We start from the raw sequence: 23,283 nt of genomic DNA, 5'->3' as shown, positions 1-23,283 counted from the left end.
GGCGATACTCTGGCCCGTGCGCGAGTGCGGTGGCGAGACGCTGCACGCCGTGTTCAACTTCAGTGACATGCCGAAGACCGTCTGGATGCCCGAGGCAGGGGGGTACGTCGATCTTCTCGCCGGCGAGCGCGAGGACATCGCCACGGTCGAGCTCCCGGCATGGGGCTTCTTCTGGAAGAAGCGCGGCTGGTGAGAGGAACTCCCTCCCCCGAGCGGCGGAGCGGGCATTGTCCCGTGCTCAGACAGTCCTCGGAAGAGCCCCTGTGGGGCTCTTCCTGCGGAACTGCGCCGGGACAATGCACGCTCCGCCGCTCGGGGGAGGGCAAGAGTTCTTCGGGGGAGATTGATTGAACGTTGTTCATGGGCTGACAACGGTTGAGTTGTCCGCACGCGCGCGCCGGAGGAGTAGACGGCGGGTTACCGTTGCGCGTGCTCCTGGCGCCATGCGCGGGGAGAGGCACCGCAGGCGTTCTTGAATGCGCGTGAGAAATGAAGCTGGTTGGGATAGCCAACTGCGCGTCCGACATCTCCCACAGAGAGATTCGAGAGCTTAAGCAGCTCGCATGCCTTTTCGATGCGGTATCCGATGAGGAACTGCTGCGGTGAGACGCCCATCGCGTCGCGGAAAACCTTGCCGAAGTAGCTTCGGTTGAGTCCGGCGTTACGCGCGATGTCCTCGACAGTGACATCGTTTTGGTAGTTCTGTTCGATGTAGGCGAGCGCGTTGTCTACGTAAAAGCTGTGCAGACGGCTCGCTGAGTTCGCGCGATGCGGTTTGATCGAGGCGAGGAAGGCGTCAAAGAACAGGTACGTGCACGCCTCAAGGTAGAATTGCGAGGCGCTTCGGTGATCGAGGAGACTCCTCATTGCGGCGACCATCTGCTTGCAGCGCTCCGCATCCTGCGCTTCGTACACGGGCGAGGCGGGGGAGAGCCCCACGCGGTCGAGCTGCGTCTTGACGTGCGCACCATCGAACTCGATCCAAGTGTATTCCCACGGATCCTCAAGGTCGGCGACGTAGGTCGTGATCTGACCGGGGAAGATGAGAAAACCCTCGCCTGCATGGAGCTCATGTACCCTGGACGCTCCGGCATCGTCTGCCGCCGTGAGCGTGCCGCGGCCAGCAAGGATGAAGTGGAACAGGTAATGGCTCCTCCGCGCCGGGCCGAAGGCGTGACCGGGCGTGCAAACCTCTCGCCCATACTGGTAGGGCATGAGATCGGTGAAGACGCCGCCTTCGAAGGTCGAGAACTCGATTTCATGTGGGCGCATGGCAGCCTCCATGTTGCATTCCTGTTCGAGTGCGCGCGTTTTGACAGTGAGCTCAGTATATACCAAAATGCGTGACCAGTCTAATAGTGATATAAAACTAATCTATAGATATAGCATATAGGTATATTAAAGGGACAATGTCCTAAACGCGCAGCTCTACGTCGTAAGAAAAGTATAAAGCGTCTCTTGGAACGCGTGTGTGCGAGATGTATAGAGATGCCGCTGAAGACCGTATTTCGACCGTTCGGCGAAAACAAATCAAACTAGACATAATGAAATATATTGCTCTATCAGCAAAAACACGAACTAGTACAAATAGTATGTACAAATAAGAGGATAACCTAGCATAAAGATAGTTCCTACTATGGGTTCATACGCTTTGTCTATCGCCACGTCAAAGCAGGGCAGGAGCTCGCGTTGGAAGGGGAAGCTCGATGGCAGGACTCACGCTCGAACACGTAGGCAAGAAGTACCCCAACGGTTATGAGGGGGTGAAAGACTTCAACCTCGAGATCGCCGACAAGGAATTCATCATCTTCGTCGGGCCTTCTGGCTGCGGCAAATCAACAACGCTGCGCATGATCGCCGGCCTCGAGGACATCACCTCCGGTACCCTCAAGATCGATGGCCGCGTGGTGAACGACGTGGAACCCAGTGAGCGCGATATCGCCATGGTCTTCCAGAACTACGCGCTCTACCCGCATATGACCGTCTATGAGAACATGGCGTTCCCGCTGCGCCTGCGCAAGGTCGACAAGGCCGAGATCGATAAGGCCGTGCACGAAGCCGCACGTATCCTCGATCTCGAGAAGCTGCTCGATCGCAAGCCCTCTGCCCTCTCCGGCGGCCAGCGCCAGCGCGTCGCCATGGGTCGCGCCATCGTGCGCAAGCCGAAGGTCTATCTCATGGACGAGCCGCTTTCGAACCTCGATGCCAAGCTTCGCGTGCAGATGCGTGCCGAGATCTCCAAGCTGCATGACCGCCTCGGCGCCACGATCATTTACGTCACGCACGACCAGACCGAGGCTATGACGCTCGGCAGCCGCATCGTGGTCATGAAGGAAGGCGTGATGCAGCAGGTCGACACGCCATCCAAGCTCTACGCCGAGCCCTGCAACCTGTTCGTGGCAGGCTTCATCGGCAGTCCGCAGATGAACTTCATCGATGCCACCGTCGGGGAGGCCGACGGCAAGATCACGCTCACCTTCGGGTCGAACGTCATCACCGTGCCGGAATCTAAGGCTGAGGTGCTCAAGCCGTATGCGGGTAAGGTCGTCGTCGCGGGCATCCGACCCGAAGACGTCATCGAGGAGCACGAGCATGCCGATGACAAGAACCTCTCCGAAACGATCGACGCCGTCGTTACGGTCTACGAACTCCTGGGTGCCGAGGCCATGATCTACGGCGATGTGGACGGCGGCACCATCTCCGCACATCTCTCCGCAACGAACCCGGTGCGCACCGGTAGCCGCGTGCGCGTGGCATTCGACATGGACAAGCTCCATGTGTTCGATAAAGAGACCGAGCTGGCCATCGTCCATTAGCCTAAGAGGGGAGCAGAGATGCTGAACAAACCCATTTCGCGGCGCTCGCTTCTGGGGCTTACGGCAGCAGGCGCGGCGTCGCTCATGTTCTCCGGCTGTGCGCACGAGCGCCCTGACGGCAAGGTCGAGGTCGAGATCGTGAGCTATAAGCAGGAAGCGGTCTCGATTTTCGAGCAGATCATGGCCGACTTCAACGCGAGCCACGACGACATCTATCTGAACCTCCAGAGTCCGGCGGACGCTGTGACCGTCATGAAGACGCGTTTCGTGCGCGAGAACTATCCGGACGTGATCGGCATCGGCGGCGACGCGGATTACGCGAGCTTCGTCGATTCCGAGATTCTCGCCGACGTGAGCGACTATACCGGCCTTGAGAACGTGAACCCCGCCTACGTCGACATCTTGAAGAGCGTGACCTACGTGCCCATGGATGGTATCTACGGCGTGCCCTATGTGGCGAACGCTGCCGGCATGCTCTACAACAAGCAGATGTTCGCCCAGAAGGGTTGGGAGATTCCCCAGACCTGGGACGATCTTATCGCGCTTTGCGACGAGATCGTGGCGGAGGGCGAGGTCGCTCCGTTCTATCTGGGCTATGCCGACACCTGGACCATCCTCTCGCCTTGGAACTCCATCACGGTGAACATGGTGCCGAGTGACCTCGCGCGCCTGGTGAACGCTGGTGAGGCGAAGTTCGCCGACTACTACGGCGAGCCCGCGCGCCGCATGCGCCAGATGCTCAAGTACAGTCAGACCACCATCGGCGACCCTGGCCCGTTCTCCATCCAGTACAACGACGCCTGCACGCGTTTCGGCAACGGCATGTCCGCCATGTTCCCCTGCGGCAGCTTCGCGGTGCCGCAGATCATGCGCGCGGGCACGGATATCGAGGTCGGCATGTTCGCCATGCCCTCGGCGGAGAACCCCGACGACCGCATCGTGGTGTCCGGCGTCGACCTGCAGTGGTGCGTCGCCGAGACCTGTGAGCACAAGGATGCCGTCTACGAGGTGCTTGACTTCCTGAGCTCACCCGAGTATCTGCAAACCTACATCGAAGACCAGCGCGCCATCCCATGCGTCGAGGGCGACTTCGATCTCGATCCGCTCTTCGACGACATCAGGCCATGGCTCGACGAGGGACGCGTTCTCGACTACCTCGACCACAGCTATCAGAGCGCTATGGCGGTCGATGCGCAGCTGCAGACGATGCTCCAGGATAACGATGGCACCGAGGATGAGATCATCGAGCGCTTCCTCACGAAGTTCGATTCGGATTGGCAGCGCTACAACCGCAACGTCATCCGCAAAGTACAAGACTACGAAGCGAGCCAAGGATAAGGAGGAGAGGTAATGGCAAGCCTTGCTAAGAGCAAAGTCGGCTCGAGCCGCATGAAGACGTTCTATGCGATCCTCATCCCCGTGCTCGTGCTGTTCGTCGCATTCAACACCTACCCGCTCATCACGGGATTCTTCTACAGCTTCACCGACTCGAAGGGCTATGGTGCCTTCAATATGGTCGGTCTGCTGAACTACGCGGACCTGTTCACCGACACGCGTGTGCTCAACTCGTACCTCTTCACGTTCAAGGTCGCCGTCGTGGCCACCATCTTGACGAACGTGATCTCGCTCATGCTCGCCATGGCGCTCTCGAGCAAGATCAAGTTCAAGAGCGCGCTGCGAGGGCTCTTCTTCGTGCCGCAGATCTTGGGCGCGCTCGTCGTGGGCTACGTGTTCCAGTTCCTATTCACTTGGCTCATCCCGGCGTTCTTCAATACCGACTACACGATCCTCGGCGACCCAACCTGGGCGTGGATCGCGATCGTGGTGGTGCTCGTGTGGCAGAGCTGCGCGCAGACGACCATCATCTACATCACCGGTCTCTCCTCGGTGCCAGAGGATGTTTACGAGGCCGGCGCGCTCGACGGCGCGAAGGGGTGGAACAAGTTTCGCTACATCACGCTTCCGCTCATCATGCCCTCCATCACCACCAATATGGTGCTCGTTATGAAGAACATGCTCATGGTCTTCGACCAGATCGTCGCTATGACGAGCGGCGGCCCCTCGCAGTCCACCGAGTCCATCTCCTACCTCATCTACAACAACGGTCTCTCGGGCGGGCAGTTCGGCTTCCAGTGCGCAAACGCGGTGATCTTCTTCATCCTCATCGCCGCGATCTCTATCATCCAGACGCGCTTCTTGAATAGCAGGGAGGAGCAGCTGTAATGGCACGGACTTCTGAGGTGAAGGTCAAGGAACGGGTCAATTGGCCCATCACCATCACCTTGATCGTACTCGCTGCGATCACCATCGTCTTCCCGCTCTACATGGCGGTTCGCATCGCCGTTGCAGAGCAGTACCCCATGGGTCTTGAGATCTTCACGCTACCCGAACGCTGGGACTTCGCGAACTTCGTCGAGGCCATCGAGGCGACGGACTTCTTTGTGACGTTCATGAACTCGCTCATCATCACGGTCGTCGCCGTGGTCGTGTCCATCGTGGTGCACAGTCTTGCGGCGTACGCCATCGGGCGCAACATGGAGAAGAGGCCCTTCAAGCTCTCGTACTACTTCATCGTCGCCGGCATGTACGTGCCGTTCGCGATCCTCATGATGCCGCTCGTCAAGCAGACTGCGGTGCTGCACCTCGACAACATGTTCGGAGTCATGATCCTCTACATCGTGTTCTACATGCCTATGAACGTCATGCTCTATACCGGTTACCTGCGGAACATCCCTATAGCGCTCGAGGAGGCGGCGCGCGTGGACGGTGCCCGCACGTGGAAGACGTTCTGGAAGGTGATCTTCCCAATCATGAAGCCCATGCACGCCACCGTGGCCGTGCTCACTGGGTTGGCGGTATGGAACGACGTCATGACCCCGCTCGTCATCATGGGTGGCTCGGGCGTGAACACGCTGCCACTCGCGCAGATGACGTTCCAGACGGCGTTCGGCACGGATTACTCGCTCGCGTTCGCGTCGTACCTCCTCGCGATGCTGCCCATGATCATCTTCTACATCTTCGCGCAGAAGCAGGTCATCGGCGGTGTCACGAATGGTGCGGTGAAGTAGCCCTCTTGTTCGCACCGTAGTACCCGCCTCCTTCTCACGGCTCGCCTTTTCCGCCAGATACCGCTCATGGGCGTAAGCATCTGGCGGAAGAGGTGGACGTGATGGGTTGCGGGCAGGTGCAGGGCGGTTTTTACGTATACTGTTTGCGACCCCGACCCGGCGCGTGCTCGGTCGGGGCTTCGCACGTCAACCCTGCGTGTTGGAAAGGCTGCGACCATGTCCATAAGCTTCGATGCCTCGACCCGGGTCTTCACGCTCTCGACCCGTTCCACGACCTATCAGATGCAGGCGGATTCCTATGGCTTCCTGCTGCATCTGTACTATGGCGCACGTACGGACGGGTACATGGCCTACCTCGTGACGTACGCGGACCGCAGCGGCATGTGCGGGTGCCCCTATGACGTGCACGACCGCACGTATTCACTCGACGTGCTGCCGCAGGAATTTCCCTTTCAAGGGGCGGGCGACATGCGCAGCCCCTTGCTTTCCGTGCGCGACGCGAGCGGCGCCTTCGGATGCGACCTGCGCTATGCAGGCTACGAGATTCGTCCGGGGAAGTATGGCCTGCCTGGGCTTCCCGCTGTGTACAGCGATGATGAGGCCGACGGCGCCGAGACCCTCGTGGTGCGCCTGCGCGACGCACGCCTAGGCCTTGTGGTCGAGCTCTTCTACGGCGTGATGCCTGAGCTCGATGTCATCACGCGTGCGGCGGTGATTAAGAACGAGGGCGCGGGGCGCATCACCGTCGACAGGGCGCAGTCTGCCTGTCTCGACTTCGTGCACGGCGAGTTCGACGTCATCTCGTTTTACGGTAGGCATGCCATGGAGCGCATGCCCGACCGGCATCCCGTTGGGCACGGCTCGTTTTCCGTGGGAAGCCGTCGCGGCATGTCGTCGAACCAATACAGCCCGGTGCTCGTGTTGTGCGACCACACGGCCACGGAGTCTACGGGTCGCGCCTGGGGCATGAACTTCGTGTACAGCGGTGGATTCGAAGCGCAGGTGACGGGTGAGCAGTTCGATCAGACGCGCTTCCAGATGGGTCTTTCCGACGACCGCTTCTCGTATCCGCTCGAGCCGGGCGAAGAGCTCGTGGCACCTGAAGTCATCATGACGTATTCGGACGCCGGCATCGAGCGCGTATCGCAGAACTTCCATCGCTGCATCCGCACGCGCGTGTGTCGCGGCATGTGGCGCGATACGCCGCGTCCCGTACTCATCAACAGCTGGGAGGCGTTCTACTTCGATTTTACCGGCGAGAGCCTGGTGAAGCTCGCGGAGAAGGCGTCGAAGCTCGGCATCGAGATGCTCGTGATGGATGACGGCTGGTTCTCCACGCGTCGCGACGACTTGCGCGCGCTTGGCGACTGGACAGTGAACGAAGGGAAGCTCGGCGGCACCCTCGCGGAGCTCGTCGAGCGGGTGAACGCGCTCGGGGTGAAGTTCGGCCTCTGGGTCGAGCCCGAGATGGTGAGCGAGGACAGCGAGCTCTATCGCGAGCATCCCGATTGGGTGCTTGCCGTGCCGGGCAAAGGCCCTGTGCTCGGCCGCGATCAGCTCGTGCTCGACCTTTCGCGCCCCGAGGTGCGCGAGAACCTGTTCGCGCAGCTCTGCGCCGTGCTCGACCAGGCGAACATCGAGTACGTGAAGTGGGATTACAACCGTAGCATCGTGGACACGTACTCGCGTGCGTCGAACGACCAGGGCAAGGTGCTCTACGACTATATGCTCGGCCTGTATGACCTGCTTGAACGCTTGGTGGCGCGCTATCCGAAGATCCTCTTCGAGGGCTGCTCCGCGGGCGGTGGGCGCTTCGATGCAGGCATGCTGTATTACATGCCCCAGATCTGGACGAGCGACAACACCGATGCCATCAATCGCCTCACGATCCAGTACGGCACGTCGTTCGGATTCCCCGCTTCAGCTATGGGCGCGCACGTCTCGGCATGCCCGAACGAGATCAATGGACGCGACGTTCCCATCTCCACGCGCGGCATTGCAGCCATGCAGGGAGGCGCGTTCGGCTATGAGCTCGATCTGCTCGAGCTCCCCGAGCGGGCATGCGAGCATATTCGCGAGCAGGTGCGCCGTTACCACGAGATTGAGTCCATCGTGCGCGAAGGTTTGTTCTTCCGCTTGAGTTCTCCCAAACAAGATCCGGTGTGCGCGTGGGAATACGTGACCGAGGACGGCGCGCGCGCCGTGGTGAGTGCCGTCAGGCTCGAGGTCGAGGGTTATGGGGTGGCGAACTACGTGGTTCCGCGCGGCCTCACCCTGGGCGCACGCTACCGCGAGCTCGATTCTGGCGTGGTGTACCCAGCAGATGCCCTCATGGATATGGGCTTCCCGCTGCCCGTGACGCTTGAGGCGAACGCCGCCGTCATGTATCGTTTCGAACGTGTGGACGGTTAGCCATAGGACGCACGTCTTGGATGTAAAATAACCCCAGGGTCTTTACCATGCGCTGAAGATGTGCTTTCTTGCTTGGCCGCTGCTATGCGCATGTTAAAACCCCTGGGGTTATTTTACATCCCGACGAGAAAGGAGCGCCCATGCTCGACGATTATCGCAAAGCGCGCAAGCTCGCGATGAAGCAGCTGCAGGTCGATGTCGCAGCCGGCCGCTATCCGTATCTTCCCGCGCTCGACGACATCTTGAAAGGCGAGGGGTGCCAGGGCGAGATCCCCGTCGGCACCACCGAGATCGATATCTCGCTCATCGCCGGCACGCGCACCCGCGGTCGTCAGAACAGCTTCTCCACGAACTTCATGCCGCTGCCCGAGGCGACGTCGGAGTTCGCCATGAAGTGGAGCGACCTCATCGACTCCCAGCGCGAGGAGGGCATCCGCGATCCCGTCCTTGTCTACGAGTTCTTCCAGCGCTTCTACGTGCAGGAGGGCAACAAACGCGTCTCGGTCCTGCGCTACCTGGGGCAGCCCACGATCTCGGCGCAGGTCATCCGCGTGGTGCCCATGCCCTCCGATTCCAAAGCCTACCGCGTCTACCAGGAGTTCATGCGCTTCTACAGCGTGGCTCCCATCTACGGCATCGTCCTTTCCGAGGAGGGCTCGTATGCGAAGCTCGCTGCGTTCGCGGGGCGCACGCTCGATGAGCCCTGGCCAGACGACGCCGTGCACGACTTGCGCAGCGCCTTCGACTCCTTCCTCGTGGCGTTCAACAAGCAGGGCGGCGAGCGCTTGGGCATGAGCTCGGGCGACGCCTTTCTCGTCTACCTCAAGATCTTCGGCTTCACGCAGGCGGTTTCGTCGCTGCCCAGCGAGGTGGCGCGCCATGTGGAGCGCATCTGGGACGAGTTCATCGTCGCCCGCGACGGCGGCAAGGTCGCCTATCTTGAGGACCCTGCAGCGGGCAAGAAACCGGTCATCGGTGAGCTCAAGCGGCTCGTGGAGGTGGCGACCCTCAAGCCCTTCCGCGTCTCGTTCATCTACGAGAAGAGCCCTGAGACGGACGGTTGGTGTGCGCTCCACGAGAAGGGGAGACTCAAACTCGAGCAGCGGCTCGGCACGACGGTCGTGACGCGCGCCTACGAGAACCGCGCAGAGGATGATGCCTTCGACGCGGCTGGTACGGACCTTGTGGTCACGATCGCGCCCACGCAGATGCGTGCCTGTCTGCGCGCCGCGGTGACGAACCCGGAGGTTCCGTTCATCAACTGCTCCGTGAGCCTCTCGCACAGCGCGGTGCGCACGTTCAGCGGCAGGCTCTACGAGGCGAAGTTCCTGCTCGGAGCGCTCGCGGCGAGTATGGCGGACAACCATCGCGTGGGATATGTGGCCGAGACGCCGGTCTTCGGCAGCGTCTCCGAGATCAACGCCTTCGCCATTGGCGCCGCGATGGTCGACCCCAAGGTCACCGTGTTCCTCAAATGGTTCTCGGCGAAGGACTACGACTGGAAGCGCGAGCTCGCGGAGGCGGACGTGCGCATCATCTCCGCGCGCGACTACGCCGATCCCACTCAACCCGATGAGCCGTGGGGGCTCTATCGCGTCGAGGACGATGGTTCGACCACGCACCTCGCGGAGCCCATCTGGAAGTGGGGGCGCTACTATCGCCTCATCGTGCAGTCGATTCGCAACCAGACGTGGAAACGGCAGGGCGCTTCCGTCTCCGGCGCGTCGCTCAACTACTGGTGGGGGATGTCTGCCGGCGTGCTCGACGTGGCGCTCGCCGAGGGTCTACCTTACGGCCAGCGCACGCTCATCGAGATCTTGCGCCAGTCCATTCAGACGCATCGCATTGACCCCTTCGCCGGCGAGCTCATGAGCCAGGAAGGAATCGTGCAGGTGGACGGAGCCGGACGCCTGCCCAGCGAGGATATCGTACGCATGAGCTGGCTTAACGCGAATGTGGTCGGACGTTTGCCCGAGCAGCGCGAGCTCTCCTGGGATGGTCTCGAGAAAGTTGAGGTGAGCGGCCTCATCCCGCTCGATGTCGAGAAGTTGCCGCACAAGGGGACGCTTTCATGAGGATCCTTGCCGTCTCGGATACCGAGGAAGACCGTCTCACGACCTGCGCAGGCTTGGAGCAGCTCGGGCATATCGACTTCATCGTTTCGTGTGGCGACCTGCGCGCCAGCTACCTCGAGACCATCGTGACGCTCGCGAACGTGCCCCTGCTCTATGTTCCGGGAAATCACGATACGGGCTACGAGGAAAACCCGCCGCTCGGGTGCACGCCCATCGACGGCAAGATCGTTGAATGCTCGGGCGTGCGCGTCATGGGACTCGGGGGGTCGCTGCGCTACAACGATCGGGTGTACGGTTTCACCGAGCAGGAGATGCGTTGGCGCATGTTCAAGCTTGCGCTGCGGGCGAAGTGGACGGGCGGAGCGGATCTCATGGTGACGCATGTGCCCCCGCACGGCTGCGGAGATTTGGATGACTACCCGCATCAGGGGTTCGAGGCGTTCAACGTAGCGCTCGAGATGCTCCAGCCGCGCATCCTTGTCCACGGCCACGTGCACATGGAGTACGGACGTATCGAGCGCGAACATGCCCACCCGTCCGGCACGCGCGTCATCAACGCCTGCGGTTCTCAGATCATCGAGCTGTAGCCCAATACACTACATGCGGCACGAACGTACCCGTCCCCAAAGTGACGCCTCCGAAGCGACGCGTGCCTTGTACCAACCTTGCCAGATGGCTGTCGTTGTGGGGGCTGCGTGTGAGCCCAGCACGGGAGAAGCTTTACCGTGTGCTTGCAGGCGGTATCTGCTATCATACGAAAGCTGTGCGTGAATTGCGGGCGTGGCGGAATTGGTAGACGCGCTGGATTTAGGTTCCAGTGGGCTTCCCGTGAAGGTTCGAGTCCTTTCGCCCGCACCACCGCAGGTGCCGTGCGCCATCCGCGCGCAGGCAGCTCATGGACGAACAGGTTCCAGCACCTGAAGCTATGCTGGGTAGGTACTAGAGGAGGAACGTTGAACATCACTCATTCTGACGTCGAGAACGGTATCCTGACCGCGACGGTGACCATCCCCGCCGCCGACGTCGACAACGCAGTCAAGAAGGCGTACCGCGACGTCGCCAAGAAGTACAACTTCCACGGTTTCCGTCCCGGCAAGGCTCCGCGTCCGGTCATCGACAAGGCCGTGGGTCCCGAACTTGCGCACGCCAACGCCACCGAGGAGCTCCTCTCCGCTGCCGCGCCCGCGATCATCAATGAGCTCGATATCGTTCCCGTGAAGGATGGCGACTTCAAGAACACCGATCTCGAGGAGATCGATCTCGCGAAAGACGGCGAGGACTACACCTTCAAGGTTCAGTACAAGCTTCGTCCCATGCCGTCGCTCTCCTCCTATGACGCCGTCTCCATCGAGATGCCGCCCGCCGAGGTCACCGAGGCCGAGATCGACGCCCAGGTGAACATGCTCCTTGCTTATCAGGTGAAGTTCGAGGACGTCACGGATCGCGGCGTCGAGGCCGAAGACTTCCTCACGGTCGATATTGAGGACGTCAAGAACGCCGAGTCACTTGCCGGCGAGGGTCGCGCGGTCTTCGTGGGCTCCGGCTCGCTTCCCGAGGCAGTCGAGGAGGCGCTCAAGGGCATGAAGGTCGACGAGTCCAAGGAGATCTCTTGGACCCCTGAGGCCGCCGAAGGCGAAAAGGCCGAGGAGGCAGCGATCAAGGCGACCGTCAAGTCCATCCGTGCCCGCATCACCCCCGAGCTCACCGACGAGCTCGCCAAGGAGACGTTCGGCTTCGACAGCGTCGACGCCATGCGCGACGCCGTGAAGCTTGAGATCGAGCAGGACAAGGAGGCGCGCCTTCCCGGCATCAAGGAGAGCCGTTGCGTGACCGCCCTCGCCGAGCGCCTCGAGCTCGAGGAGATGGACGAGGATTACGAGCAGTCCGTGTTCCAGGATCTCGGCCAGCAGTTCCTCTCGAACCTCTCCCAGCGTGGCATGAGCCTCGACCAGTGGCTCCAGGCCAACCGTCTTACGAGCGATCAGTTCATCGCCGACCTGCATCAGCAGGCAAATGACGTCGCCCGCGAGTCGCTCGCCCTCGATGCGCTCGCTCGCGAGCTCAAGATCGAGGCCACCGAGGATGACGTGAACGCCGAGTTCGAGCGCGCCGGCGTCGAGGACGTCGAGGCGTCCAAGGCTGCGTTCACCGCCGATGGCCGCATGCCCGCCGTGCGCGACTCCATCCGCCGTTCGAAGGCTTGCGACTGGCTCGTGGAGAACGCCCAGGTGACGGAGGTCGACGAGACCGCCCGCGCTGCCGAGGAGCAGGACGCCGAGGAGACTGCCGAGTAGCGCACGCCCTCGGTATAACCTCGTTCGATATGGGTATCGTTCCATACCGGTAAACCAACGCGATCGTACGGTGGTCGGCCTCGCACAGCGGGCTCTGGCCACCGTACGCGTTTCTTGGAATCTACGTTCGAACCACTGGAAAGGAGCCGCATGATCTCCCGAATCGATTCCGCGCTCGTGCCCTACGTCATCGAGCAGACGCCGCGCGGTGAGCGCAGCTACGACATCTACTCGCGCCTCTTGAACGACCGCATCGTCTTTCTGGGCGAAGAGATCAACTCCGTGACCGCGAATCTCGTGATCGCGCAGCTTCTGCACCTCGAGAGCCAAGACGCGGAGAAGGACATCTCGCTCTACATCAACTCGCCGGGTGGCGAGGTCTACTCCGGTCTCGCGATTCTCGACACCATGAACTTCATCAAGCCGGACGTTTCGACCATCTGCGTGGGTATGGCTGCTTCCATGGCTGCGGTGCTCCTCGCGTGCGGCGCGAAGGGCAAGCGCTTCTGCCTGCCGAATTCCATGGTTATGATCCATCAGCCGAGTGGCGGCGCGAGCGGCCAGCAGACCGAGATCGAGATCGTCGCGCAGGAGATCAAGGAAACTCGTCACAACCTGAACCGTATCCTCTCCGATGCGACCGGCCAGCCCATCAAGAAGGTCGAGCGCGACACCGAGCGCGACCATTACCTGCGAGCTGAAGCCGCGCTTTCCTACGGCCTCGTGGACCGCATCATCGCTTCTCGCGAGGATGCTTCGAAAGGTGCTGAATAATGGCGAGGGACACCCATCGTAACCCGCCGCGCCCTCCGCGCGACCAGACCGTGCCGCCGAGCCCCATCCGCTGTTCGTTCTGCGGCAAGGAGCAGGGTCAGGTGCGCAAGCTCGTGAAGGGTCCCACGAATACGTACATCTGCGATGAATGCGTTGCCGCGTGCGTTGAGATCCTCGAGGAATCGCTCGCGAGCGATTTCATGTCCGAGCATCCCGATTTCGATCCGCGCATGTTCGACTCGTTCCGCAACTCGTTTGCGCCCGATGTCGAAGAGGCTGAGGTCGTTGAAGATGAGGGGCCCAGAAAGCAGGTCATCCGTCGTGTCCCCACACCGCATGAGATCTACGACGAGCTCTCGCAGTTCGTGATGGGCCAGGAGGACGCCAAGCGCGCCATGTCCGTGGCAGTGTACAACCACTACCGCCGCGTGCTCGAGGGGGGAGCCGCCGAGGGCGCACACGACGAGAGCAGTGGCGCCGCGCCCGTGGAACCGCTCGGCAAGCACGCTGCTCCCGCAGACGACCTTGCTTCCGTGGAGCTTGCGAAGTCGAACATCCTCTTGCTCGGTCCCACGGGTACGGGCAAGACGCTCCTGGCGCAGACGCTCGCGCGCATTCTCGAGGTGCCGTTCGCCATCGCCGACGCAACCGCGCTCACCGAGGCGGGCTACGTAGGCGAGGACGTAGAGAACATTCTCTTGAAGCTCATCACTGCCGCCGACGGCGATATCGAGCGCGCCCAGGTGGGCATCATCTACATCGACGAGATCGACAAGATCGCGCGCAAGGCCGAGAACCTCTCCATTACGCGCGACGTTTCCGGCGAGGGCGTGCAGCAAGCGCTCTTGAAGATTCTCGAGGGCACGGTTGCGAGCGTGCCGCCGCAGGGCGGGCGCAAGCACCCTCAGCAGGAGCTTCTGCAGATCGACACGACGAATATCCTGTTCATCTGCGGCGGCGCCTTCGTGGGGCTCGACAAGATCATCGCGGACCGCGTGGGCAACAAGGGCATCGGCTTCAACTCCGAGATCGCAGGTCCTACCTCTACCGATGAGAACGACCTTTTGCGCCAGGTGCTGCCCCAGGATCTGAACGCGTTCGGCATGATTCCTGAGTTCATCGGCCGCACGCCCGTCATCACGCGTACGCAAGCCCTCGACGAGGGCGACCTCGTGCGGATCCTCACCGAGCCGCGCAACGCCATCGTGAAGCAGTACCGTCGCATGTTCCAGCTCGAGGGCACTGAGCTCGAGTTCGACGATGACGCTCTCTCCGAGATCGCCCGTCTCGCGCTCGCTCGCAAGACCGGTGCCCGTGGTCTGCGCTCCATCTGCGAGGACGTGCTGCAGCAGACGATGTTCGACCTGCCGAGCGAGCAGGGCGTGGCGAAGGTCGTCGTGACGGCTGCCTCCGTTCGCGGAGAGGAGCAACCCCGTCGCATCGCTGCGTAGGCCGTGTGCTGCCCGATAGCGCGCCGGCCGTGAGCGCGCCGGGCTCGCCGTTCTGCGTTGGCCTCGTTGCTAGAAATTGTCCAAACCGTCACGAAGAGAGCTTTAGAGAGCCCTTCGTGACGGTTTCCGCATTTTTTAGCTATGGGGCCGGGCGGTTAGGTGCCATGTCGCGACGGTCGTCGGATTCGTTGCTACAACTTGTGTCATCGCATAGCAGAGCGGATGACGCAAGGGCGCCTGTGCTATCCTTTCGGCTATGCGAAAATCAAAGCCAGTCGACCCGTTCGTTCACGGGCTGATGCTTTTGGAAGGACTCCATCTATGGAAGAGATGCCGAAGACATACGACCCCGCTTCGACCGAGCCGAAGATCTTGGAGAAGTGGCTTGCCGGTGGGTACTACCAGCGCAAACCAGAGCGCTATCCCGGAGCGGGCGACTGCACCGTCGTCATCCCGCCGCCGAACGTCACCGGCATGCTGCATATGGGGCACGCCCTCGATGATTCCATCCAGGACGCGATCGTGCGCGAGGCGCGCATGCGCGGCCGCTCCACGCGCTGGATCTTGGGTACGGATCATGCAGGCATTGCCACGCAGACGAAGGTGGACAAGAAGCTCAAGAGCGAGGGCAAGAACCGCCTTGAGATGGGACGAGAGGCGTTCCTCGATGCGTGCTGGGACTGGACGCACGAGTACGGCGGCATCATCCAGAACCAGATTCGCCGCATGGGCTGCTCCGTCGATTTCGAGGGTGAGCGCTTCACCATGGATCCCGAGTACGCCGAAGCGGTTCGTCGCGTGTTCTGCGATTGGTATCACGACGGACTCATCTACCGCGGCAAGCGCATCGTGAACTGGTGCCCGAGCTGCACCACCGCCATCTCCGACGACGAGGCTGAGTACAAGGACGAGCAGGGGCACCTCTGGTACCTGCGCTATCCGCTTACGGAGCCGGTGAACGGCCAGGACTACATCGTCGTGGCAACCACGCGCCCCGAGACCATGCTCGGCGACACCGGTGTGGCCGTCTCGCCGAAGGATCCGGAGAAGTCCGCGTTCATTGGCAAGACCGTGAAGCTGCCCATCGTCGATCGCGAGATTCCCATCTTCGACGATTGGCACGTCGATGCCGGCTTTGGTACGGGTTTCGTGAAGGTCACACCTGCGCACGACCCTAACGACTACGCCATGGGCGTCGCACACGACCTCCCGCAGATCAACATCTTCGATGAGCACGCTGTCGTGGTGGAGGGCTACGGTTCGTTCACCGGCATGAGCCGCGACGAGTGCCGCGAGGCGGTGGTCGCGTGGTTCGAGGAGCACGGTCTGCTCGACCACATCGAGGAGCATGAGCACTCCGTCATGCACTGCTACCGCTGCGATACCACGCTCGAACCCTGGCTCTCCGAGCAGTGGTTCGTCGCTGTGGACAAGCTCAAGGGTCCGGCCATCGAGGCGGTCGAGAGCGGGAGGGTGCGCTTCAACGCCGAGCGCTGGAAGCAGAGCTACCTCACGTGGATGGAAAACCTCAAAGATTGGTGCATCTCGCGCCAGCTCTGGTGGGGACACCGCATCCCGGTCTTCTACTGTGAAGACTGTGGATGGGAGGACGCGCTCATGGAGGACACGGGCGTGTGTCCTAAGTGCGGCGGACATCACGTGCACCAGGATGAGAACGTGTTGGATACCTGGTTCAGCTCCCAGTTGTGGACGTTCGCCACACAGGGCTGGCCGCAGCGACCTAAGGAGCTCGAGGGGCATCATCCCACCACGGCGCTCGTCACCGCGCGCGACATCATCGCCCTCTGGGTGGCGCGCATGATCATGAGCTCCGAGTACTTCCTGGGCGAAGAGCCCTTCCGCGACGTTGTGATCTATCCCACGATCCTCGCCAAGGACGGCAGCCGCATGTCCAAGAGCAAGGGCAACGGCGTCGACCCCATGGACCTCATCGACAAGTACGGTGCCGATGCCATGCGCTTCAATCTGCTCTCGCTCTTCACGAACAACCAGGACGTGAAGTTCGACGCAGACATCGATAAGAAGACGCACGAGTTTTTGGGTAGCGCCCGCACGGAGCAGGCACGCGCGTTCGTCACGAAGATCTGGAACGCGAGCCGCTTCCTCCTTATGAACATGGAGGGTTACGAGCTTGGCAAACCCGTAATCGAGACCGCGGCCGACGCCTGGATGTTCAGTCGCCTGGCCAAGCAGGTGCGCGCCGTGACCGAGGGCATCGAGACCTACAACTTCGGAGATGTCGTTCGCAACGTGCAGGCGTTCTTCTGGAACGAGGTCTGCGACTGGTACGTGGAGGTTACCAAGACGCGGCTGAACGCGGTGGGCGAGGACGACGCCGATCGCCTGCAGGCGCAGCGCAACCTCATCTTCGTGCTCGACACCTGCCTGCGCCTCATGCATCCGTTCATGCCGTTCGTGACCGAAGCCATTTGGGATCAGATGCCGGTGAGCGCCCTCGACGTCGACGAGGCGGGGGAGAGCCGTCGCGCTGATGCGCTCATGGTGGCAGCTTGGCCGGAGCCGGAGGCGTATGCGCAGTGGATCGACGAACCCGCCGAGCGCGCCTTTGAGCTCACGTGTGCGGTGGTGACGGACGTTCGTTCCACGCGCGCTCGCTACCGCATCAGCCCCAAGGAGCAACTCGACGTGCATGTCCACGCCGCTTCTCACGAGGTCGCCGAAGCCATTCGCGGCATGGCGGACTTCATCTGCACGTTTGCTCGCGTGAGTTCGCTCGGCATCTCTACCGATGCGCTTGCCGAGAAGCCAGAGGGCTCCATCGCCCTCGCCGGATCCGATTTCGATGCCTATGTGATCGTGGGCGATCTTGTGGACTTCGCTGCCGAGCGCGCCCGTATCGAGAAGGAGATCGCCAAGGCAGAAAAGGAGCTCACCGGCGCTGAGAAGACGCTCGCGAATGAGGGCTTCGTTGCTAAGGCCGCGCCCGAGGTCGTGCAGAAGAAGCGCGACCGCGCCGAGGAACTGCGCTCGCAGATCGCCTCGCTTAAGGTGCAGCTCGTCGATTTCTCCTAGCAAGGAGCCCGGTGTACCTTGTAGGAACGGCATGTGCCAGGTCGCGCGGGCGTGTCGTCTCGTCGCGTCTCAAGCGACAGTTGATGCGGTTGGCATGCGACCTTTCACAATGGGTGGTTCCGTATAATTGAATAACCGTCAATACCGATGAGCTGGGGACTCGCAGGAGCCCCAGCTCATCCGTGCTTGTGGTGGTCATTATTATGAATATACAGCAACTTCGTTACTTCTGCTCCGTCATGCGCATCGGCACCTTTTCCGGAGCTGCGCGGGCGGAGGAGGTGTCCGTCCAGGCCGTCTCGAAAGCGCTCGGTGCGCTTGAGGAAGAGCTGGGCTTGCCGCTCTTCCTGAGGAGGAGCAAAGGCGCGACGGCCACGCAGTTTGGTCGGGAGTTCGACGAGTACGCGCGCGCAGCCCTTGCTGCATTCGACGGGGCCGGCGCGTTCGCGAAGGCGCAGCGTGGGCGCATGAAAAGCGGTGACGACACCCTCAGCATCCTCCTCGCCATACCGTCGTTCCATAATCATTATGCGGTTTGTCATGGGATCGAGCGCTTCCTCGAGCGCCAGCTCGGCATGGAGGTAAGCCTTGGTCTGTGTTCGGGCTTCGAGGCGATCCCTCGGCTCCTCGCACATGACCTCGACGCGCTTATCACCGTGGGGGAGTACTCTGACCCACGCTGCGCGACAGTGGCGATCGGAAGCCTTCCGACCGGCGTATTCGTTTCGGGCAAGCATCCGCTCGCGCAGCGCGAGACGGTACGGATGGACGAACTCGCGGGGTATCCCGTTTGCTATGCGGAGGGACTCGACGATTTCAACGAAACGATCCTCAAGCGCTATCTATCACGCGGTCTAGGGTCTCCCCAGGTGAAGATACGATCGCGCGAGGAGTTCGCGAAGCTCGTCGCCGACGACCATGGATTCGCCTTCGGCGTGGGCGTACCGAGCTTCTCGACGATCGAGGACGGCAAGATGCTGCGCCTCGCCCCGCCCGATAACCTCTCCGTGTCGGTCTTCGCGGTGACCGCGCGCGACTACCGCAGCGCGCGCTTTCTCGAGTTCGAGCGCTTCATGCTGAAGGAGTTCCCGCGCGTCATGAAGACGTTCTCCCTGGATGTCTAGAATAAACCGTGCAGACGAGGATACATTTGCATTGATTGCTGCACGAAAACCCTAGCTTCGAAGTGTTGATACGAATACGGGCCGGATGCGTTTCGCTTGCGCATCCGGCCCGTTTTGTTCAGCCAGTATGGGAGAAAGCGGTCCTACTTATCCTCAAACTTCCCCTCGAGCTTATCGATAGACTCGCTCTGGCTTTCGACGTAATCATCCGCCTGCTCGAGCTCTTCGACCTCATCGGGATCGTTCAGGATGCTATCATTCAGCTCATGATCGAATTGCTGCTGGTAAGGCGCGATGTTGTACCGTGTGAGCAGCAGACGCATCTCGCGCTTGAGATTGCGCTCGAGAGCGGAGCGGTTCTTCTCGCTGCAGCGCGCCATGACCCTGAGCGTCATCTCGCTGCTGGTGAGCGTCACCACGCCGCGGTAGAACGGCCCGTCGATGATCATGGGCTGGCGCGTGGCGATATTCGGCAGCTCGCGTTCGAACAGGTTCTCGATATAAGGCAGATCTTCGCCCACGGTGATGTTTACATCGACTATCGCGAACGAATCGAGCTTCGTGCGGTTGATAACGTTCGAGATGGCGCTGTTGCGCAGCACGATTACGTTATCGCTGCCGTCGTTGATCTTCGTCGTGCGGATGCCGATTTCCATGACGGTGCCGGTATTCGCGCCCACGGAGATGGAGTCGCCCACGCGGAACTCGCCCTCGAAGATGATAAAGAGGCCGCATAGCAAGTCGGTCACGAGGTCCTTCGCGCCGAAGCTGATCGCGAGGGTAAGGATGCCGGCGCTCGCAAGGAGCGTCGCGGTGTCCACGCCCACGGTTGCGAGGCACCAATATAACGTACCGAGGATCGCGCCGTATTTTGTGAGGCTCACGAGCAAGCGGCAGACCGTCTCGCCGCGGGCGGAGAGCACCGTGGAGAGCAGGTGCAGCAAGCGCTGGATGAACCAGGAGAGCGTGAAGATCACGCAGGCCGTCATGATGCTCGCCGTGATGGCGAAGATATTGAGCCCGCGTTCCCAGCCGCCACCCAAGATATAGCCGAAGACGGAACCGCTACCGAAAATCTGGTCGCGGAACAGCACGGAGAAGAATACCGCGACCCCCGCGATGCCGGAGAAGATGCGCAGGACGAACGCGAGCTTCTGCTCGGGTGACATCTCCTTCCAGTTGAAGGAGCGGTTGAGCCAGCGGCTCGCAGCAGACTCGGTACGCGCTCTGCGACCAGAAGGCGTCTCGATATCGAAGGTGCGCTCTTCAAGCTCGGCGTTTAGCGAAGCGTTCGCTGAAGATGCGGCATGCTCGACGGAAACGATGCAGAATGCGAGCACCATGCACACCAAGGCGATAGAGCCAGTAGCGATGGTGAGCGGTATGCGCTGGCTCATAAGCTCGCCTTCGGAATCGACGACGTAGACGAAGTAATCGTCTGTCTCGACAGAAGAGGCGTAGTAGGTCTCACCGTTGATGGTGAGATAGTCGTCATAGCCGCCGCGTAGCTGCGCCTCGGTGAGGCCGACCTTCGACGCGTCTTTGCCTTGGACTAGCTCATCGGGATAGTACGCAATCGTTCCGTCATCTTTGTTCACCGCGAAGGCGAATCCGCTGGCTCCGATTTTGATGCCATCGAGCACGCGGTCGATTTGCACGCTCTCGAGCAGTGTTTCGAGGCGGCTCGCGCGGATGCCGATCTGCACGAAGCCGTCCACAAAGCCGTGGTCATCATAGGTTGCGATGCCGATGTACTGGCGAAGTTCGCCGGTCGTATCGTCGGGCATCGGCTCCTGGATGTACTCCTCAACGCCCTGGAGGAGGCAGTGGAACGCATAGGACTGATCCTCGGGATCATCGGAAAGGGAGAAATGCTCGTAAGGGGCATTCGAAGCCACCATGTCGCCGTTCAGGTCGAAGCGGTAGACGTTTGCGACCTGCAACGCGTCGGCGAGCTCCTGCATCTTCTCCTTGGTGGCAAGGTCGGGGTTCTGTTCGATGATGTATGTCGCGATGCGCGCCTTCGTAAGGTAGCGCTCGTTGTACTGTGCGGAGAGGTCGTCTGCTCGATCGTTCGTTATCGAGATAGTTTCAGCGATGTGCGACGCGCGCTCCTTGTTCGTTACCGATTGCGACGAGAGCGCGAAGAGCGTCTGCATGTAGAACGATACGACGACGATCGCGATAAGGCCAACGAGCGCAAGGATGGCGGAGCGCTTCGCGACCGCGCCGTTCATCTGTATCCTCTCGGCGCCTATCTGCGCCTTGCGCGCGCGTTCATAGCGCTCTTCGTCACTCAGGACAAAGATGCCGTAGAGCGCTACGGAAGCCATGACGACGAAGAACACGAAGAGGATGACCGCGACGGTGACATTGCGCGCCGCCGCCATATCGGAGCCGGGAATAGCGCAGATGTAGTACGTGTCACCGATGAGGCTTACGCGGCAGTACAGCTCCTGCCCGTCGAGCGTCATCCAGGTGATGGTGCCGTCTTCAAGGTCGTTGACGTCGATGCCTGAGTCGAGGGCGTCAGCGCCTATCAACGCTTCGTTCGGATGGTACTCGATCACATAGGTCTGAGCGGAGAGCGCGAACACATAGCCGCTCTGCCCTATGGAAATGTTCTTCAGCACGCTTGCGGTGGAACCGGTTGTCTCCACGAGCTCGCGAAGCTCGGCGGGGCTCTGCTCGATTACGATCATGGTATCGCCATCGATGCGCGCCGCGTAGTAGCGCATGAGCCAGTCCTCTTCAGGAAGTTCTATTTCGACGGCGCGGGAAGGCTCACCGGTTGAGAGACACTCGCGCAGGTAGTTGAAGCGCGCATAGGAGAAATCGGCGCGCGTATCGGCCGCCTTCGCAACGATCTCGCCATCGGCTTTCACGACCATGATGTTATCGACATCGAGCAGCTGCTGGTATTCCCGCATCTTAGCGTTAGTTGCCTTGAATCCGGTGTCGTTGTTGGCCATGAACGAGACGGTCTGCGCCTTCGACTGATAGATGGCGTCGAAGGTCTCTTTGTTCTGGGCGTTCTCCGCCTCTGCGTCCTCGAGGGCGGTGATGAGCTGCTCGGCCTCTTCGTTCATCTCGGCGGTATAGCTGTCGATGGAAAGGCTCTCCTGCATCTTGGACAAAAGGACGCCCATGACGACCATGCTGACGGCAACGACAGCGACGAGCAATGCGATCTTGCGTTTTAGCGTATGCGACATCTGCATGGTATTCACCTAGTCCCACTTGTCGACGAGTGCGTCGATGGTGCCATCGTCGAGCATATCCTGAACGACCTGTGCGACGGACGCCGAAAGCTCCGAGCCCTTCTGGGTGGCGATGCCGTACGATTGCTCGGCGACATCGAACCCCTCGATGACGGACCGCTTGTCGTTCAGGTACGTCTTCGCGATCGCGCCGTCGAGTACCATGGCGTCGACGGTGCCTGTCTCGAGAGCGTCCGAGAGCTCGCGGTAGCTCGGGAACTGGAGCAGGTGCCAGGTCTTGAACGTCACGTCGGAGTTGTCGTCGTTTGCCGAGACGACCTCGCCGTCGCTCATGCCGATCTCGTAGAGCTTCGTACTCAGGAGCGGTGCCGCGTTCGACCCGGACATCGTCCCGAACGTCCGTCCGCGCATGTCCTCGATGGCGGTGATCATCGAAGAGTTCTGAACGACCGCGATGACCTGGTCGGTATAGTACGCAGGCGAGAAGTCGAAATTCTCCAAACGCGAGTCGGCGATGGAGTAGCAGGCGCAGATGAGGTCGATGTCACCCTCGAGCAGCATCTCCTTGCGGTCGTCTGGGGTAACGGTGATGAACGCCACATCGGTCTCACCCATGCGCTCAGCGAGCTCGTGCACGATATCGATCTCGAGCCCGTAGTACTTGCCGGTTTTCTCGTTGAGGTATCCGAACCCCATGACATCCGCGCGTACGCCGGCGCGAAGTGCGCCCGCTGGCGAGGATGTCGTGCCGTTGCTGCCCGATTCCTTGGGTGCTCCTCCCGTGCATCCGCTGAATGCGGAACCGATGGGTGCAAGCCCGGCGGTGAGCGCAAGCGCCGCGAACGACCTCCTAGATAGGTTCATCTATGCTCCTTGAATCTTGTATCCCGTGGATTGTCCAGCAAAAAATGCAGCCCTTTATAATATCTATGTGCTGGGGAAATGCCGTGCGATGGTATGAATAACGTCGTGGTTCAACCTTTAGGTGAATCAA

16 protein-coding genes and 1 tRNA gene are annotated in these 23,283 nt (G+C 61.0%); 14 read left to right on the top strand and 3 right to left on the bottom strand.

Annotation, left to right across the window (positions count from 1 at the left end):
- Positions 1-193: hypothetical protein (locus QZ079_RS00720; protein ID WP_297033767.1), on the top strand; the 193-nt coding region annotated here is incomplete at its 5' end.
- A gap of 224 nt (positions 194-417) precedes the next feature.
- Here the strand turns inward: QZ079_RS00720 and QZ079_RS00715 are convergent.
- On the bottom strand, positions 418-1,272 hold the full coding sequence (locus tag QZ079_RS00715) for an AraC family transcriptional regulator (protein WP_297033764.1): 855 nt from the start codon (positions 1,270-1,272) through the stop codon (positions 418-420).
- A 434-nt stretch (positions 1,273-1,706) separates the two neighbouring features.
- Here QZ079_RS00715 and ugpC point away from each other — a divergent pair, with 434 nt between their 5' ends.
- The 13 genes from ugpC to QZ079_RS00650 all read left to right on the top strand — a co-directional run bounded on the left by ugpC (position 1,707) and on the right by QZ079_RS00650 (position 19,068).
- Positions 1,707-2,816, top strand: coding sequence for an ABC transporter ATP-binding protein (gene ugpC / locus QZ079_RS00710; protein ID WP_297033761.1), 1,110 nt, complete (start codon positions 1,707-1,709; stop codon positions 2,814-2,816).
- Between the two features lie 18 nt (positions 2,817-2,834).
- Positions 2,835-4,154 carry an ABC transporter substrate-binding protein gene (locus tag QZ079_RS00705; protein WP_297033758.1) on the top strand — a complete coding sequence of 440 codons (1,320 nt, stop codon included), beginning with the start codon at positions 2,835-2,837 and terminating at the stop codon, positions 4,152-4,154.
- A gap of 12 nt (positions 4,155-4,166) precedes the next feature.
- Complete coding sequence (locus QZ079_RS00700; protein WP_297033755.1) at positions 4,167-5,039, top strand: carbohydrate ABC transporter permease; 873 nt, start codon at positions 4,167-4,169, stop codon at positions 5,037-5,039.
- Positions 5,039-5,884, top strand: coding sequence for a carbohydrate ABC transporter permease (locus QZ079_RS00695; protein WP_297033752.1), 846 nt, complete (start codon positions 5,039-5,041; stop codon positions 5,882-5,884). Before QZ079_RS00700 ends, QZ079_RS00695 begins: the two co-directional genes overlap by 1 nt.
- Positions 5,885-6,100: 216 nt before the next feature.
- Positions 6,101-8,296 (top strand): alpha-galactosidase, encoded by a 2,196-nt coding sequence (locus tag QZ079_RS00690; RefSeq protein WP_297033750.1) that lies wholly within the window; start codon positions 6,101-6,103, stop codon positions 8,294-8,296.
- A 140-nt stretch (positions 8,297-8,436) separates the two neighbouring features.
- Positions 8,437-10,371 carry a BMP family ABC transporter substrate-binding protein gene (locus tag QZ079_RS00685; RefSeq protein ID WP_297033747.1) on the top strand — a complete coding sequence of 645 codons (1,935 nt, stop codon included), beginning with the start codon at positions 8,437-8,439 and terminating at the stop codon, positions 10,369-10,371.
- Positions 10,368-10,958 (top strand): metallophosphoesterase family protein, encoded by a 591-nt coding sequence (locus tag QZ079_RS00680; RefSeq protein WP_297033745.1) that lies wholly within the window; start codon positions 10,368-10,370, stop codon positions 10,956-10,958. The genes QZ079_RS00685 and QZ079_RS00680 overlap by 4 nt, the downstream gene beginning before the upstream one ends.
- Before the next feature lie 187 nt (positions 10,959-11,145).
- Positions 11,146-11,229: transfer RNA gene (locus QZ079_RS00675), tRNA-Leu, on the top strand.
- 95 nt (positions 11,230-11,324) lie between these two features.
- Positions 11,325-12,665 (top strand): trigger factor, encoded by a 1,341-nt coding sequence (gene tig / locus QZ079_RS00670; protein ID WP_297033742.1) that lies wholly within the window; start codon positions 11,325-11,327, stop codon positions 12,663-12,665.
- Between the two features lie 150 nt (positions 12,666-12,815).
- Positions 12,816-13,439 carry an ATP-dependent Clp protease proteolytic subunit gene (locus QZ079_RS00665; protein WP_291289809.1) on the top strand — a complete coding sequence of 208 codons (624 nt, stop codon included), beginning with the start codon at positions 12,816-12,818 and terminating at the stop codon, positions 13,437-13,439.
- Positions 13,439-14,890, top strand: a complete 1,452-nt coding sequence (gene clpX / locus QZ079_RS00660) for an ATP-dependent Clp protease ATP-binding subunit ClpX (protein WP_297033736.1) — start codon at positions 13,439-13,441, stop codon at positions 14,888-14,890. Before QZ079_RS00665 ends, clpX begins: the two co-directional genes overlap by 1 nt.
- 321 nt (positions 14,891-15,211) lie before the next feature.
- Complete coding sequence (locus tag QZ079_RS00655) at positions 15,212-17,944, top strand: valine--tRNA ligase (RefSeq protein WP_297033733.1); 2,733 nt, start codon at positions 15,212-15,214, stop codon at positions 17,942-17,944.
- Between the two features lie 203 nt (positions 17,945-18,147).
- The gene (locus QZ079_RS00650) at positions 18,148-19,068 is read left to right on the top strand and encodes a LysR family transcriptional regulator (protein WP_297033730.1); all 921 of its coding nucleotides are present in this window, start codon (positions 18,148-18,150) and stop codon (positions 19,066-19,068) included.
- 143 nt (positions 19,069-19,211) lie between these two features.
- Here QZ079_RS00650 and QZ079_RS00645 read toward each other — a convergent pair whose 3' ends face one another.
- Positions 19,212-22,289 carry a mechanosensitive ion channel domain-containing protein gene (locus tag QZ079_RS00645; RefSeq protein ID WP_297033727.1) on the bottom strand — a complete coding sequence of 1,026 codons (3,078 nt, stop codon included), beginning with the start codon at positions 22,287-22,289 and terminating at the stop codon, positions 19,212-19,214.
- Positions 22,290-22,298: 9 nt separating this feature from the next.
- The gene (locus QZ079_RS00640) at positions 22,299-23,153 is read right to left on the bottom strand and encodes a transporter substrate-binding domain-containing protein (RefSeq protein WP_297033723.1); all 855 of its coding nucleotides are present in this window, start codon (positions 23,151-23,153) and stop codon (positions 22,299-22,301) included.
- Positions 23,154-23,283: the final 130 nt, after the last annotated feature.

Source organism: uncultured Enorma sp. (genome assembly GCA_905210055.1).
Taxonomy (GTDB): domain Bacteria; phylum Actinomycetota; class Coriobacteriia; order Coriobacteriales; family Coriobacteriaceae; genus Enorma.
This window is presented reverse-complemented; position numbering and strand designations above follow the sequence as displayed.

Coding starts and splice junctions, on each gene's coding strand:
- QZ079_RS00705 (WP_297033758.1), top strand. CDS start 2,835: ATGCTGAACAAACCCATTTCGCGGCGCTCGCTTCTGGGGCTTACGGCA.
- QZ079_RS00665 (WP_291289809.1), top strand. CDS start 12,816: ATGATCTCCCGAATCGATTCCGCGCTCGTGCCCTACGTCATCGAGCAG.
- QZ079_RS00680 (WP_297033745.1), top strand. CDS start 10,368: ATGAGGATCCTTGCCGTCTCGGATACCGAGGAAGACCGTCTCACGACC.
- QZ079_RS00715 (WP_297033764.1), bottom strand. CDS start 1,272: ATGCGCCCACATGAAATCGAGTTCTCGACCTTCGAAGGCGGCGTCTTC.
- QZ079_RS00695 (WP_297033752.1), top strand. CDS start 5,039: ATGGCACGGACTTCTGAGGTGAAGGTCAAGGAACGGGTCAATTGGCCC.
- QZ079_RS00655 (WP_297033733.1), top strand. CDS start 15,212: ATGGAAGAGATGCCGAAGACATACGACCCCGCTTCGACCGAGCCGAAG.
- QZ079_RS00685 (WP_297033747.1), top strand. CDS start 8,437: ATGCTCGACGATTATCGCAAAGCGCGCAAGCTCGCGATGAAGCAGCTG.
- QZ079_RS00645 (WP_297033727.1), bottom strand. CDS start 22,289: ATGCAGATGTCGCATACGCTAAAACGCAAGATCGCATTGCTCGTCGCT.
- QZ079_RS00700 (WP_297033755.1), top strand. CDS start 4,167: ATGGCAAGCCTTGCTAAGAGCAAAGTCGGCTCGAGCCGCATGAAGACG.
- clpX (WP_297033736.1), top strand. CDS start 13,439: ATGGCGAGGGACACCCATCGTAACCCGCCGCGCCCTCCGCGCGACCAG.
- QZ079_RS00650 (WP_297033730.1), top strand. CDS start 18,148: ATGAATATACAGCAACTTCGTTACTTCTGCTCCGTCATGCGCATCGGC.
- QZ079_RS00640 (WP_297033723.1), bottom strand. CDS start 23,153: ATGAACCTATCTAGGAGGTCGTTCGCGGCGCTTGCGCTCACCGCCGGG.
- QZ079_RS00690 (WP_297033750.1), top strand. CDS start 6,101: ATGTCCATAAGCTTCGATGCCTCGACCCGGGTCTTCACGCTCTCGACC.
- ugpC (WP_297033761.1), top strand. CDS start 1,707: ATGGCAGGACTCACGCTCGAACACGTAGGCAAGAAGTACCCCAACGGT.